The organism is Azotobacter salinestris (assembly GCF_009363155.1).
In the GTDB taxonomy this organism is placed as follows: Bacteria; Pseudomonadota; Gammaproteobacteria; order Pseudomonadales; family Pseudomonadaceae; genus Azotobacter; species Azotobacter salinestris.
The window spans coordinates 4,281,621-4,295,729 of record NZ_CP045302.1 but is presented as its reverse complement, the minus strand read 5'-3'; the positions used below and the strand labels follow the sequence as shown (position 1 = coordinate 4,295,729).

General features: G+C 65.7%; 13 protein-coding genes and 2 pseudogenes. 8 read left to right on the top strand and 7 right to left on the bottom strand.

The window, feature by feature from the left end; translation table 11 throughout:
* Positions 1–140 precede the first annotated feature (140 nt).
* The 3 genes from GCU53_RS20165 to GCU53_RS20155 all read right to left on the bottom strand — a co-directional run bounded on the left by GCU53_RS20165 (position 141) and on the right by GCU53_RS20155 (position 2,160).
* Entirely contained in the window at positions 141–947 is an 807-nt protein-coding gene (locus GCU53_RS20165; protein WP_152389179.1) for a DUF3618 domain-containing protein, read from the bottom strand.
* Positions 944–1,357, bottom strand: a complete 414-nt coding sequence (locus GCU53_RS20160; RefSeq protein ID WP_152389985.1) for a phage holin family protein — start codon at positions 1,355–1,357, stop codon at positions 944–946. Before GCU53_RS20160 ends, GCU53_RS20165 begins: the two co-directional genes overlap by 4 nt.
* A 161-nt stretch (positions 1,358–1,518) precedes the next feature.
* Positions 1,519–2,160 (bottom strand): hypothetical protein, encoded by a 642-nt coding sequence (locus tag GCU53_RS20155; protein ID WP_244306885.1) that lies wholly within the window; start codon positions 2,158–2,160, stop codon positions 1,519–1,521.
* Between the two features lie 328 nt (positions 2,161–2,488).
* Between GCU53_RS20155 and GCU53_RS20150 the strand changes: the two genes are divergently transcribed.
* On the top strand, positions 2,489–2,785 hold the full coding sequence (locus tag GCU53_RS20150) for a hypothetical protein (protein WP_152389178.1): 297 nt from the start codon (positions 2,489–2,491) through the stop codon (positions 2,783–2,785).
* A gap of 216 nt (positions 2,786–3,001) precedes the next feature.
* Here GCU53_RS20150 and GCU53_RS20145 read toward each other — a convergent pair whose 3' ends face one another.
* The 3 genes and pseudogenes from GCU53_RS20145 to GCU53_RS26850 form a co-directional block, all read right to left on the bottom strand.
* Positions 3,002–3,295 (bottom strand): encapsulin-associated ferritin-like protein, encoded by a 294-nt coding sequence (locus GCU53_RS20145; RefSeq protein ID WP_152389177.1) that lies wholly within the window; start codon positions 3,293–3,295, stop codon positions 3,002–3,004.
* A gap of 286 nt (positions 3,296–3,581) precedes the next feature.
* Positions 3,582–3,758: pseudogene (locus tag GCU53_RS26855) on the bottom strand (TyrR/PhhR family helix-turn-helix DNA-binding protein); the annotation flags it as partial.
* A 243-nt stretch (positions 3,759–4,001) separates the two neighbouring features.
* Positions 4,002–4,403: pseudogene (locus tag GCU53_RS26850) on the bottom strand (ACT domain-containing protein); the annotation flags it as partial.
* Positions 4,404–4,655: 252 nt separating this feature from the next.
* On the opposite strand from GCU53_RS26850, the gene phhA reads away from it, so the two are divergent.
* The 4 genes from phhA (at position 4,656) to ggpS (ending at position 9,662) form a co-directional block, all read left to right on the top strand.
* Positions 4,656–5,441 (top strand): phenylalanine 4-monooxygenase, encoded by a 786-nt coding sequence (phhA, locus tag GCU53_RS20135; RefSeq protein WP_152389175.1) that lies wholly within the window; start codon positions 4,656–4,658, stop codon positions 5,439–5,441.
* Between the two features lie 91 nt (positions 5,442–5,532).
* The gene (locus tag GCU53_RS20130; RefSeq protein WP_152389174.1) at positions 5,533–5,889 is read left to right on the top strand and encodes a 4a-hydroxytetrahydrobiopterin dehydratase; all 357 of its coding nucleotides are present in this window, start codon (positions 5,533–5,535) and stop codon (positions 5,887–5,889) included.
* A 142-nt stretch (positions 5,890–6,031) separates the two neighbouring features.
* On the top strand, positions 6,032–7,321 hold the full coding sequence (locus GCU53_RS20125; RefSeq protein WP_152389173.1) for an MFS transporter: 1,290 nt from the start codon (positions 6,032–6,034) through the stop codon (positions 7,319–7,321).
* An 88-nt stretch (positions 7,322–7,409) separates the two neighbouring features.
* On the top strand, positions 7,410–9,662 hold the full coding sequence (ggpS, locus tag GCU53_RS20120; protein ID WP_152389172.1) for a glucosylglycerol-phosphate synthase: 2,253 nt from the start codon (positions 7,410–7,412) through the stop codon (positions 9,660–9,662).
* Positions 9,663–9,751: 89 nt separating this feature from the next.
* On the opposite strand, the gene arfB is transcribed toward ggpS, so the two are convergent.
* Positions 9,752–10,165, bottom strand: coding sequence for an alternative ribosome rescue aminoacyl-tRNA hydrolase ArfB (gene arfB, locus GCU53_RS20115; protein ID WP_152389171.1), 414 nt, complete (start codon positions 10,163–10,165; stop codon positions 9,752–9,754).
* Positions 10,166–10,951: 786 nt separating this feature from the next.
* On the opposite strand from arfB, the gene GCU53_RS20110 reads away from it, so the two are divergent.
* The 3 genes from GCU53_RS20110 to GCU53_RS20100 all read left to right on the top strand — a co-directional run bounded on the left by GCU53_RS20110 (position 10,952) and on the right by GCU53_RS20100 (position 13,911).
* Positions 10,952–11,971 carry an extracellular catalytic domain type 2 short-chain-length polyhydroxyalkanoate depolymerase gene (locus GCU53_RS20110; protein WP_244306882.1) on the top strand — a complete coding sequence of 340 codons (1,020 nt, stop codon included), beginning with the start codon at positions 10,952–10,954 and terminating at the stop codon, positions 11,969–11,971.
* Positions 11,972–12,001: 30 nt separating this feature from the next.
* Positions 12,002–12,658, top strand: coding sequence for a hypothetical protein (locus GCU53_RS20105; RefSeq protein WP_244306881.1), 657 nt, complete (start codon positions 12,002–12,004; stop codon positions 12,656–12,658).
* A gap of 134 nt (positions 12,659–12,792) precedes the next feature.
* On the top strand, positions 12,793–13,911 hold the full coding sequence (locus GCU53_RS20100) for a DUF3616 domain-containing protein (RefSeq protein WP_152389170.1): 1,119 nt from the start codon (positions 12,793–12,795) through the stop codon (positions 13,909–13,911).
* Positions 13,912–14,109 lie beyond the last annotated feature (198 nt).

Here is a 14,109-nt window from a genome sequence, read left to right as displayed (position 1 = left end):
TCATTCCACTAGGAATGCAAACAAAACACTTGGATCGAATCTCCTGATCCAGGACATCCCTCTTATACCCGACAGCTCGCCAGGCCCGGCATTGAACCAAGGTCTAACAGGCGATCGCTGCCACGGCGCAAATGCCCTTGCTAGACAGCCCCGCCCAGACCTGGCTGGTGTCTGCCAGTGGCCGGCTGCGGCGTGGCGATTCTCTCGCGCAGCCGGTCGGCCATCTCCATGCCCAGTTCGGTGGCTGCCTCGCGCCCCTCCTCGGCCTTTACCTTGAGCTTGTCGGTCACGGTGTCGCTGGCCTCGCCGAGCAGTTCGTCCTCCTGCCGGGTGGTCGGCAGCACGCCGGCGATCAACGCCCCCACCGCAATGCCGAGCGCCCCCAGCACCAGCGGCTGCTCGTGCATCAGGGTGTCGAAGCCGCCTCGCGCCTGATGGGCCCGGTGGCGCAGGGATTCGGCAACATGGTGGCTGGAGTCGCTCAGATGCTGCTTGGCCGAACCCAGACCCTCACCCACATGCTGCCGCGCCGAGTCCAGGGTTTCGCTCACCCCCTCGCCCAGATGCTCGGCCTTCTCGCGGATGCCGGCAGCCCGCTGCCTGGCCTTCTCGGTCAGGGACGGCCCGCTCGAGGCTATCGAAGCCTCACCGACATAGGCCTGGCTGGCCGGGGTACGGTTCTGGCTGGTCATCAGCCACAGCAGCCCGATCGACGTCAGCACGGTCGGCAAGGGATTGGCGGCCACCGTGTTGGTCAGGTTGGACATGAACTCACCGCTATGCCCCTTGGTGTACCCCAGGGCCTTGTCCAGCAACTCCCCGGGGGACAGCTTGTTTTCCAGGGCATGGACGATATTGCTGATTTCCGCGCGCTGCTGATCGATTTCCCGTTCCAGGGTTTCCGGATCCTTCTGCGCTTCGAGATCGATTCTGCTCTGTGTACTCATGGGGCAGTCTCCCGGATGGCGTCTTTGTCTTTCTGCAGGGAATGCAGCGTGCGCGACGGCTTGAATGCGGACGGGACGAATTTCTTCTTGCCGCCCTGGACCATGACATAGCCGATCGCAACCACGATCACACCGACGATCAACGCCGCCAGCCAGGCATCCATCACCTGACTCAGGGCGTAGACCGCCGCCTGCAGAAGAATGATGAGACCGGCCAGCAGCACCGCACCGCCGCCGGCCAGGGACATGACCCCGGTCTTGGTGGCATTGATCGACTCACTGATCTCGACCTTGGCCAGGGCCAGCTCCTTGGTGACCAGCGAGGGCAGTTCCCGAGCCAGTTGGCCGAGCAATCCGACGATGCTGGAGCCGCCCTCCTCGGCTCCGGTACGGGCGGTATGCGGGTGGATGGTCGCGCTGGGCCGTCCGGTCTCCGCCCGCACCGTTTCGGGCCGTACCGTCGAGGTTTGCGCCGCATCGGCCCGGAGCGGATCGGGCCGGGCCGCATCTGGCCGGGTCGTGTCGGAGTGGCTCTGGTTCGGCGGATAATTCCGATTGCCTGTCGATTCGCTCATCGCTTCATTCCTCCGTTCGGGCCTTTTTCGCTTTGGCGGGCCGGCTCCGTGGTGCTCTCACGGGCGCCGCCCTGGATGGTGCCGCTCATCCCCAGACTGCTCTGGCCGAGATTGCCGGGCGGCATCGCGCTGCCGATGGGCTTGCTGGTGCTGAGGGTGCCGTCCGGCGTGGCGGTGACCGTGGTTCCGGTGAGGTCCGGGCTGCTCGGCGCGGTGGTCGGCCCCAGGCCGGCACCCTCCTGGTCGATGGCATAACCGGGAGCGGGCTGGGTCAGCTCGGGCTCCGTCTGCCGGGAGGACTGCAGGGAACGCCGCCCGGAGGCACGGGCGAAACGGGTCAGGCCGAAACCGAGGGCAATGCTGCCGGCAAGAAACAGCCCGGGGTTGTCCCTGGCCAGGCGATCGGCGTCATGAAACAGCTGCTCGGCACTCTTGCCGCGCAGTTGATCGGCGAACTTGAACAGGCGATCAGCAGCGTTCAGCACATAATTGGACAGCCTCTGCTCGTCCTGGTCCTCGAGCTCGCAAGCCGCCGCACGGGCTCCCTCGGCTATCTTTTCCAGTTCGTCCGCAGCGGTCTGGGTGTAGGTTTCCAGCGGATCCTTGCTCCTGCCCTGCCGCCTGGCTTCACCGGGCACTTGATCGACTGCTTCCTCCGGCGGCTCCTGGAAAACATTGCCTGCCGGAAAACCTTTTCGGCCATTGGATCGTGGAGTGCGTTCAGTAGGTCTGGGCATGGTCGTATCCACCTTGATTTCTCTGCAAGCCACCGGATCCCGAGTGGGGGTGGTGCAATTTCGGAAAAACAGCCTTCTTACTTGCGTCCTTCCTATTAGGTGACAGGCCCTTTCCAGCCGAGTTCGAGCGAAGCGACGAAGTCTGTCTCGCCGCTGATCGGCACCGACTTCTGAACTTTCCCGGGGCTTTTGCAATCCACCGAAAAACCCGTCGTACGGAGGAAAGCCCATGAAAGCCCTGCTCGGATTCACCGCAGCCAGCGCCCTGCTGGCCTCCCTGCCCAGCTTCGCCTGCACCCCGGATGAAATCGACGTCAAGGCCCGGGAACTGGCTGCCAACGTGCATATGCTCACCCAGAGCGATCCGCAGATAGCCACGGAGATCTACAGAGAGGTACGGAAAATGCGCCTCGACTACACCGCCGAAGAGCTTCCCAACGAATGCGCGGCCTACGAGCAGCGGTTGCTGGATCTGGAAGAGGCGGCGGCACAGGCCGAGAACAACTGGAAGAACAACTACTACTGAGCAGGCGAGCCTCCAACCGACAGGTTGCAAGCCCTGCCCCGGCTCGTCATGCAGGCGAAGAAATACTGCAGACAGCATCTCCGTCCTTTCGCCGTGCGCTCGGCAGCGCCGAAAGGACGGAGCTTCCTTCAGCGACGGGAAGCAGGGCACGGCCAGCGCCCCGCCCGGTTTCCCCCGCACTCCGGCCGAACGCGCACCGGCCCCCGGGCCGCTCGCTCAATCCTCCCCATGGCTGATGGGCCCTTCGCTGAAGAGATACTCCTTGAACTCGCCGGAAAACTTGGGATCCTTGCGGCGGATCCATTCCAGCACCATGGCCGCGTGCTCCTTCTCCTCGTCGCGGTTGTGCGCGAGGATGGCCCTGAGCTCCGGGTCCCGGCAGGCATCGACCCGCTGGTTGTACCAGTCGATGGCTTCGAGTTCCTCCATCAGCGAAACGATGGCCCGGTGCATGTCGCGGGTTTCGGCGGAAAGCTCTTCGATGGGCTCGTGATAACCGACACTGGACATATCCACTCTCCTGTTGGTTTGGGCGAAGAAAACCGCTCGACTCCCCTGTACGCAGACGAAGGCAGTCGCCATCCCGGTGGCTGCAGCCTTCGGGACAGGGCTGTTCGAAGCCGTGGCGAAGGCGCAGGCAGGCGGAGCTTTTATGACTCCCTGCGGAGCCGCTGGGTTGCACGCCGGGCATGGCGATAGCGCGCTCACCTCGGTAGCGTACTCAGAAGTAAAGACCGCACGGCTCGCGGCCGAAGGACTTCCGGGCGGCAGCCGATCCGCGTGTTGCCTCCCCGCGCTACTTCCTGACCAGTCCATGCAGGCGCAGCCTGTTGGCGATGGTGGTGTGCGACACGCCGAGGCGGCGGGCCAGCAGGCGACTGCTCGGGTATTCGCCGAGCAGCCGCTGCAGTACGGCCTTTTCGAAGCGGCCGACGATCTCGCCGAGGCTGCCCTCGAGGGAAAGATCGCCGAGCGCGGACGCCCCCTGCTTGCCGCCATGCCTACGCCCTTCGGCATGCCCCGGCGCAAGCCGGTGCCTCCGGCCGACGCGCTCGGCGGCAGGCTCCTCCCGGCGCAGACTGAGCACCACGCCGGCCTGCGCCCCGTCGCCGTCCCGGACGGGCTGCAGCGGCATGCTGTCGACGCGGAACCACTCGTTCCCCACCCGCAGCCCATCGAGCCGCACCGGCTCCGTGCCGAGCAGCGACGCCAGGTCGATGCCATCCAGGTAATGGGCCAGCGGCCGGCCCGGCAACGTGTCGGCGGACACGTCGAACAGCCGGGCGGCGGCCTGGTTGGCGGCGACGATGACGCCACGGCCGTCCACCGAAAGCAGCGGGAAGTCCAGCACACCGAGCAGCGCAGCGAACTCCCGATGGCGACGCTCGCCGGGCGTCAGCTCGACCCGCGAGACGCCGAGCACCCCGGAAACCCCCTCCAGCCTCGGGGTCAGCGCCTGCAGCTGCCGATCGACCAGGGTCGGGCAGGCCAGGTAGATGGTATTGCCCTGCTCGCCGCCGACCTCGCTGCGGGCGACCTCGACCCCGTACTCGAGCAGCAGGTCGAGAATGTCGCGCAGCAGGCCGATCCGGTTTTGGCAGAGAATCTCGATGCGCATGGCGGACCCCCGACTGTTGAAGGGCTGGATCGGCGAGCGACAGACGAGCACGCTTCCCGTCAGCAATATGTGGCAAATTGCCACACCAAACAAGGCCGCCGTCAAGCGCGGCTTCGACAGGCGGACAACCCTTTCAGGCCGAACGACCGGCACGCTCCGTGCGGGGCAGGCTGCACATCCCGTGCAGAGCCGCCTCATTCGCGCTATGCCTGATAAAGGGAAACCGTGCGCAGCAGCGCAGGAGGCACCGAAATGACCGCGACGCCCTATGTGGCCCGGCAACCGGACGAGCGGGGCTTCATCCACTACAGCGAGGCCGAGCATGCCGTCTGGCAGACGCTGATCGAACGCCAGCTGGCGCTCCTCGAAGGACGCGCCTGCGCGGAGTACCTGGACGGCATCCAGCGGCTCGGCCTGCCGCGGGAGCGCATTCCGCAACTCGACGAGATCAACCGCGTGCTCGAGTCCGCCACCGGCTGGCGGGTAGCGCGGGTGCCGGCGCTGATCCCCTTCCAGACCTTCTTCGAACTGCTCGCCGACCGGCAGTTTCCGGTGGCCACCTTCATCCGCCGGCCGGAGGAACTGGACTACCTGCAGGAGCCGGACATCTTCCACGAGCTGTTCGGCCACTGCCCGATGCTGACCAACCCCTGGTTCGCCGCCTTCACCCACACCTACGGCCGGCTGGGCCTGGCGGCCAGCAGGGAGGAGCGCGTCTACCTGGCACGGCTATACTGGATGACCGTGGAGTTCGGCCTGGTCGACACCCCGGCGGGCCGGCGCATCTACGGCGGCGGCATCCTTTCTTCGCCCAAGGAAACCCTCTACTGCCTGTCCGCGGCACCGGAACACTTGCCTTTCGATCCGCTCGAAGCAATGCGCACGCCGTACCGCATCGACATCCTGCAGCCGCTCTACTTCGTGCTGCCGGATTTGCGCCGGCTGTTCGAGCTGGCCCGCGAGGACATCATGGCGCTGGTGCACGAGGCCATGCGCCTCGGTCTGCACCCGCCGAAGTTTCCGCCGAAGGCGGCCTGAACGCCGACAGCAGACCAGACGTAGGGTGGAAAACCCGCGCAGCGGTTTTCCACCCTCGAACCCAACCTCGACCTTGCACCGGAGCCCACCCATGACCGCCCTCTCCCAAGCCCACTGCGAAGCCTGTCGCGCCGATGCGCCGAAAGTCTCGGAAGAAGAGCTCGCCGAACTGATCCGGCAGATCCCCGACTGGAACGTGGAAAACCGTGACGGCATCCTGCAGCTGGAAAAGGTCTTCCTGTTTCGCAACTTCGCCCAGGCCCTGGCCTTCACCAACGCGGTCGGCGCGCTCGCCGAAGCCGAAGGGCACCATCCGGCGCTGCTCACCGAATGGGGCAGGGTCACCGTGACCTGGTGGAGCCACAAGATCCGCGGCCTGCACCGCAACGACTTCATCATGGCGGCACGCACCGACGAGCTGGCGAAGAGCCCGGAAGGCCGCGGCTGACCCCCGGCGCCAGCGCGAAACAGCCAAGACCGCTCGTCGGTAAATATATCCCCTTTTAAAACAACAACTTGAAAGCAACATTCGATCCACCCAGGGAGCTTTTGGGTTGCCATTCGTCGGCAACTTCCCTAGGGTGGGACGCATGTTGTCCCAGATTGCTCCCATCGGTTCGCTGCTCGGCGGGGTCGCACTGCTCCTGCTCGGCAACGGACTGCTCAACACCCTGCTGACCCTGCGTGGCGTTGCCGAAGGCTACTCCACCGGTCTGCTCGGCCTGCTGATGTCCGGCTATTTCGTCGGCTACCTGCTCGGCACCTGGCTGACGGTACCGCTGATCCGCCGCATCGGGCATATCCGTGCCTTTGCCTGTTGTGCCGCCTCGGGCGCCATCGTCGCGCTGCTCCATCTGATCCTGGTCAACCCCTGGGTGTGGATGGCGCTGCGGGTGGCCTACGGCATTGTCCTGGTCACCCTGTACATGGTCATCGAGAGCTGGCTCAACGCCCGGATCAGCGGCGACAGCCGCGGCCGGGTGTTCGCCGTCTACATGGCGGTCAACCTCGGCGCCCTGGCCCTCGCCCAGCAATTGCTGAACCTCGCCAGCCCGCTGGAATTCCTGCTCTTCGCCCTCGCCGGCATCCTCATCTGCGCCGCGCTGCTGCCCGTCACCCTGACCCGCCAGGCCCAGCCGACCCTGCCCGACACCCCGCACACCCAATTGCGCCAGCTGGCGCGCATCGCCCCGCTGTCGGTGACCGCCTCGGGGCTGTCCGGCCTCGCCCTCGGCGCCTTCTGGGGGCTGGCGCCGGTGTACGCCAGCCAGAGTGGCTTCGACGCCGCCGGGGTGGGCCTGCTGATGGGTGTGACCATCCTCGGCGGCGCCGTGCTGCAGTGGCCCATCGGGCGCTATTCGGATAGCCACGACCGCTCGAAGGTGATGCTCGGCGTGGTGGTGCTGGCCGCGCTCGTGGCGCTGGCGATCAGCCTGCTGCCCACCGGCAAGCTGATGCTCGGCGCCTTCTTCTTCTGGGGCGGACTGGCCTTCTCCATCTATTCCATCGCCGTGGCGCGGATGGTCGACCAACTGCACCCCGACGAGATCCTTTCCGGGTCCAGCGGCCTCCTGCTGGTCAACGGCCTGGGCTCGGCCTGCGGCCCGCTGCTCGCCGGGCTGGCCATGCACCTGCTCGGCCCGCGCGGGCTGCCGCTCTACTGTGCGGCGGTGCTCGGCCTGCTGGCGCTCTACACCCTCCATCGCCTGCGCCGGGTGAGCGATCTGCTCAGCGAGCCGCACGCCCGGTTCACCCCCATGCTGCGCACCAGCCATACCGTGCTCGAACTGATGCCCGAAGCCCCGGAAAGCGCGGCCGATGCCACTGCCGACTCCGCCGCCGCGGAGTCGAACACCACCCAGGAGGAAACCTGTACCTGAATCCGGTGCCATGGAGGCCCCGGACACCACTGCTCGTCGGCCCAGGTCGGCGCGTCAACTTGCCCCACATCTGGAGAGAAGACAGCGCATGCTACTTGCCACCGATCTCGATGGAACCTTTCTCGCCGGCGATCCGCAGGATCGCCTGAGTCTCTATCAGACCATCACCGCCCACCCCGGCATCCAGCTGGCCTACGTCACCGGCCGCAGCCTGGAGGCCGTGCTGCCGCTGCTGGCCGATCCCACCCTGCCGCAGCCGGACTACATCATCGCCGACGTCGGCGCCAGCCTCTATCACGGCGAAACCCTGCAGCCGATCCAGCCGCTGCAGCACGCCATCGACGCCCGCTGGCCCGGCGAGAGCCAGATCGCCGGCGCCCTCGCCGACCTTCCCGACCTGCAGCGCCAGGACGTACCCCAGGCGCGCCGCTGCTCCTACTTCTGCACGCCGGAGCGCGCCGCCGACCCGGCCCTCAAGGCCATCGCCGAACGCCTCGGCTGCGACCTGCTGTACTCGGCGGGGCGCTACCTGGACTTCCTGCCGCGCGGGGTGAACAAGGGCAGCAGCCTGCTCAAGCTGGTCGAGCACCTCGGCCTCGATCCCGAACAGGTACTGGTCGCCGGCGACACCCTGAACGACCTCAGCATGCTCACCTGCGGCCTCAAGGGCGTCTGCGTCGGGCAGTCGGAAGAAAGCCTGCTCGCCCACACCCTCAACTGCACCCGCGTCCTGCACGCCGACAGCCCGGGCTGCGGCGGCATCATCCAGGCCTTCTCCCACTTCGGCTTCCTCGGCGTGCACGGCTTCGCCGCCGAGACGCGCAAGGCCAGCGAACCGGGGCAGGCCGAGCTGGTGATCGTCTATCACCGCCTGCCCTACGAGGAATACCGCGAGCACGGCCAGGTGCAGCGCCGCCGGCCGAGCTCGCCCAACGGCATCATCCCCACCCTGCTCAGCTTCTTCGCCGACGGCCGCAAGGGCTCCTGGGTCGCCTGGGCCGAGCACGAGGAAGGCCAGGGCGCCTTCGAGAGCCACACCACGGTGGACGCCGAGCGCTATCCGCGCCTGACTGCCGCCCGCGTGCCGCTGAACAAGCAGGACATCGACACCTTCTACAAGCGCTTCTCCAAGGAAGCCTTCTGGCCGACCCTGCACACCTTCTGGGAGCGCGCCGTGTTCAACGAGGACGACTGGCAGGTGTTCCTACGGGTCAACCGCGCCTTCGCCGAGCGCACCGCGCTGGAGGCCGCCGAGGGCGCCACCGTCTGGCTGCACGACTACAACCTGTGGATGGTTCCGGCCTACCTGCGCGAACTGCGCCCGGACCTCAAGCTGGCCTTCTTCCACCACACCCACTTTCCTTCGGCGGACGTCTTCAACGTGGTGCCCTGGCGCCGGCAGATCGTCGGCAGCCTGCTGCAGTGCGACTACATCGGCTTCCACATCCCGCGCCAGGTGGAGAACTTCGTCGACGTCGCCCGCGGCGTGGCTCCCCTGAAGGTCCTCGGCCGGCAGAACTGCGCGCCGCGCTTCGTCACCTACGGCTGCGCGGTCGGCCTGGAGCGCGTGACCACCGCGATCGACACCGGCATGCGCCAGGTCCGCCTTGGCGCCCACCCGGTCGGGCTCGACCTCGACCGGGTGCGCAACGCCCTGGCACGCGAATCCGTGCAGAAACAGATGGAGCAATTGCGCCGGGAGTTGAACGGCGTGCGCCTGATCCTCGCCGTCGAGCGCCTGGACTACACCAAGGGCGTGCTGGAAAAGCTCAGGGCCTTCGAACGGCTGCTGGCGGACAACCCCGAGCTGCAGGGCAGAATCACCCTGGCCAGCATCTGCGTCCCGGCGGCGCGGGAGATGACCATCTACGACGAGCTGCAGGGACAGATCGAACAAGCCGTGGGACGGATCAACGGCCGCTTCGCCCGGGTCGGCTGGACGCCGGTGCAGTTCTTCTTCCGCAGCCTGCCGTTCGAGGAGGTGGTGGCTTGGTACGCCATGGCCGACGTCATGTGGATCACCCCGCTGCGCGACGGCCTCAACCTGGTGGCCAAGGAATTCGTCGCCACCCAGGGCCTGCAGGACGGCAGCGGCGTGCTGGTGCTCTCCGAGTTCGCCGGCGCCGCCGCCGAACTCAAGGGCGCCCTGCTGACCAATCCCCATGACAATGCCGACCTGGCACACCAGTGCTACCTGGCGCTGAACATGCCCAAAAACGAGGCGCGGGCGCGGCTGCGCGAGCTGTTCGACATCGTCGCGTTCAACGACATCCGCCGCTGGGGCGACGACTTCCTCGGCGCGCTGGATGAACCCCGGACGGACATCCGCGCCATCGCCTGACAGTGCCGACAAATCCGCGCCTGCTCCGCAGGAGCGGATTTATCGGCGATGAAGGGGCCGCCTCGCTATCCGGGTCGGCATGACAGCTATCAGTAATCCACCCGCCCCCGTCCGGCCTTGACCGCCCCGCGTTTGGCCTTTCCCTCCAGCCGGCGCTGCTTCGAGCCGTAGGTCGGCTGGGTCGGCCGGCGCTTCTTCTCCACCTTGGCCACGCTGCGGATCAGCGCGGCCAGGCGCTCCAGGGCATCGGCACGATTCTGCTCCTGGGTGCGGTACTGCTGCGCCTTGATCACGATGACGCCTTCGCCGCTGATGCGCTGATCGCGCAGGGCCAGCAAGCGCTCCTTGTAAAAGTCCGGCAGGGACGAGGTGCGGATGTCGAAGCGCAGATGCACCGCGCTGGACACCTTGTTGACGTTCTGCCCGCCGGCCCCCTGGGCGCGGATCGCGCTCAGCTCGATCTCGTCGTCGGGCAGGTGGACGGCATTGGAGATTTCCAGCATGGCGCGCTCGATCGGGAAAGTGGCCGGCAGGATAACCGCCAGTCCCGGCGACCGGCCATTGCAGCATCGCCCTGCACGTATCGAGACGAGCCGCAATGTGCCGGTGCCATGCCGCGGCAGCTGTACCGCCGGTCGGAAAGCAGCCGGTCGGCCCCGCGACAAGGGCTTTCAGCCAGGCCCATCCTGTTGCCGATAAAACCCGGATACTCGCCCTTACATTCGACTGCCTGACAACCGGCCTGCTTCGACAGCGGAGCGGGTTTGCTGAAATTGTTCCGTCCTGAAACGCGGATCGCCTCGGGGCCTACCCGCAGGCAATTCGAACCGGCGACTTTCGCAACTTTCCGCTTCGAACGGCAACGACACCCGGAATTACTCCGTATTTTCCTGCGATAAACCAGCGTCTTCCGTCCTGCCGCGCACACTTGGCCAACCAGTCTTCGCATGAACAGGAAATGTCGGGCATCGGCGGAAAGAACACGGCATGGCAACAGCTTGTCCAGCGGATGATGGATACGGAGAGGGCATCATCGAGAGCAGTTGCACGCTCCGATCGGCTCTCCCGGGCAGCCTTGCGCTGTCGAACCTTTTGTCCATACTCGAATGGCTTTCGCCGAACTAGGGCGAAACCACGTTGAGGCCAGACAGCACCTACCCAGAAAGGAGGCAGCGAGTACAGGGGCGCCCAGGCGGCCAGGCCATCCCCCCCCGCCCCGGAACGGCGGGAGTCTCTCGCAAGGAACGATGAATCGGATACCAGGAACTCGTATCAGCACAGGACTTGCCATGGCGATGCTGCTCGTCGCCACGGCCGATGCCCAGACCCTTAAATTGCCAGCCTACGGCGCGGACTTGTACAAGACCTCGGTATCGGGATTGTCGTCCGGCGCCTTCATGACTTCCCAACTTTACATGGTGTTTTCCGACATCATGGTGGGCGCCGGCATTGTCGCCGGCGGTCCCTATCTGTGCGCGAAGTCCTGGGTGGGCAATACCCTGGTGGAAAATGCCACCACCACCTGCATGAATCCCCTGACGGCCAGCACCGGCCCCAATACGCCGGTCCTGGTCAGATATGCAACCCTGCTGGCCGAATATGGCTATATAGCTCCGCTGAAGAATCTCGCGGATGATCGTATCTATATCTTTAGTGGAACGAAGGACGAAACCGTCACGACCACGGTCGTGAACCAGACCCAGGAGTTCTTCAAGTCCATCGGCGTCCCGGAAGCCTCCATCCAATACGACAAGAGCATCGCTGCCGGCCATGCCTTCGTGACCGACAACAGTACCGATACCGCCTGCGCCCTGACCCGGCCGCCCTATATCAACGACTGCGACTTCGCACAGGCCAACGTCATACTCGACCGGATCTACCCGGCCCTGAAGCCGCCCGCCCAGCACCTGGGCGACAACCTGATCGTCTTCGACCAGAAGGAGTTCATCGACTCGCCCTACACCAGCATGAGCGACACGGCCTATGCCTATGTTCCGGCGGCCTGTCAGACCGACAAGAGCTGCCCCGTTCATGTGGTGTTCCACGGCTGCAAGCAGGGTGCACAAGTCATCGGCGACAAGTACTACGCCCATACCGGCTACAACCAGATGGCCGAGGCCAACGATCTCATCGTGCTCTACCCTCAGGTGCAGCCATCCAACGCCTCGCCGCTGAATCCCGACGGCTGCTGGGATTTCTGGGGCTATTCCTCGCCGGGCAACCCGAACCCGGACTACTTCACCCGCAACGCTCCCCAGTTGCGTGCCATCCACAAGATGATCACCCGCCTTGCCGAGCCCCGATCCTGAGCCAAGCCCACTGCACAAGGGAGAACCACCATGGATGCCGTCAACGCGAATGCCACGATCGATCCGAAGCTGTTCGAGGCGATCAAACACTGGAACAATTACGCCAACGAAAGCGGCCAGAACGCACGGGTCCTTTTCGAGGCCATGACACCGGTCAAGGACAGCCTGCAGATCGCCCGGCAGGTCATGGAGTCCATGCAGCACACCAACTGGATGCCCATCGGCATGCCCTGGATGAAGCCCTCTGCCCTGTTCTCCGCCTACCAGGAACTGACCGAGATCCAGCTGGCCGCCCAGGAAAGGGAGAGCGACTGCTACATCCGCTTCCTGACGACCACCCTGGGAGCCGGCAAGCAGGTGGCCGAGGCCATGCAGGGAGCTACCACTCCGCAGCAGGTCCTGGCCTCCTACCTGGAAGCCAGCCTCAACATCATCAGGCAATACCAGGCCGACGTCAGCGAACAGGCCTCGACGCTCAGCGAGATCCAGTCGGCCTACAACGCCTGGCTGCAAAGGACCCTGGAAAACCTGGGCACCAGAACGGCAATGGAATCCGAGACCTCCGCATCGCTGCCGATAGTCGCCCCTGAGCCTTCGTTGCCGGCAGTGCCTCCGGCCCCCGCCGCGTCGGCAGCGCCCTCGGAACCGGCACCTGAGCCGGCACCGGGAAGGGACAGCAACGCCTGAGCGAGCCGGCCGGCAACGGGCGTGCCCGGGTCGCTCGCCAGCCCGGGCCGCCGCTCGCCGGCGCACGGGCACGTCCTGGCACGGCGCCCCGCTACGGTTGAAGAAGCCAGCAGGACCGACAGAGGACTCTCCCCATGGGCACAAGCCGGCTGGCAACGCTGGAGTTCGATCCGGCACGCCATGCCCTGGGCAAGGGCAAGGCGCTGCGCGACGGGCTGTCGGTCGCGGTGCAGATCGGCGACACGCTCTGGGTGGCGAACGACGAGACGCTCACTCTGGAACGGCTCACCCGCCTGCCGGATGACGACCAGGGCGCCTGCCGCTACGGCCGGCACCGGCAGTTCCCGCTGAACGACTACCTCGCCCTGCCGGTTCCCCCTGGCGACGACCCGGCCGATCTGCAAGAAGCGGATATCGAAGGCCTTGCCTGCGCCGACGGCTACCTCTGGCTGGTGGGCTCGCACAGCCTGAAACGCAAGAACCCGAAGCTCAAGGACGGCGCCGACAAGGCCCGCAGGCAGTTGGTCAAGGTCCGCAGCGACGGCAACCGCTACCTGCTGGCCCGCGTTCCGCTGGTGGAGGGTGACGGCACCTGCGAGCTGGCGAAACGCACCCGACAGAACGGACAGGAACTGTTCGCCGCCCGCCTGAAGGGCGACGACAAGGGCGACGAACTGACCGAAGCCCTGCAGAACGACATGCATCTGGGCCCCTTCCTCGGCATCCCCGGAAAGGACAACGGCTTCGACATCGAAGGCCTGGCCGTGGCCGGCGAGCGGATCTTCCTCGGCCTGCGCGGCCCGGTGCTGCACGGCTGGGCGGTCATCCTGGAAGTGGCGGTCGTCGCCGACGCCACGGCCTGTATCCTGAGGCTGCAGCCCATCGGGCCGCAGGGCTGCCTCTACCGCAAGCATTTCCTCCAGCTCGGCGGCCTGGGAATCCGCGACCTGTGCGTGCAGCGCGCCGACCTGCTGATCCTCGCCGGCCCGACCATGGACCTCGATGGCCCGGTCAGTGTCTTCCGCTGGCCGGACGGCTGCGCCCCCGCCGACGAGGCGGTGGTTCCGGCCGATGCCTTGCAGCACATCCTGGAAGTGCCCCATGGCGAGGGCGTGGATCATGCCGAAGGCATGGCCCTCTTCTCCCCGGATGGAGGCCCGCAGAACTCTCTGCTGATCGTGTACGACACGGCCGCGGACGATCGCAAGTCGGGGAAAAGCGCAGTCACGGCGGATATTCTCGAATTGCCTTGATCATTTGCGCCTGCATATTCGCTCTGCTTGCTCGAACGCTTGCAAAGCCATGCTCGACACGGCGAGACCAGCGAGCCACATATGAAAAACAGTCATTTCCATATTATAAAAAGCATCCATGCGGCTCTGCTTCCGGCACTACACCGATTAAACCCTCCAAAGCTGGCTTCATTATAAATATGCCAGAACTCAGAACTA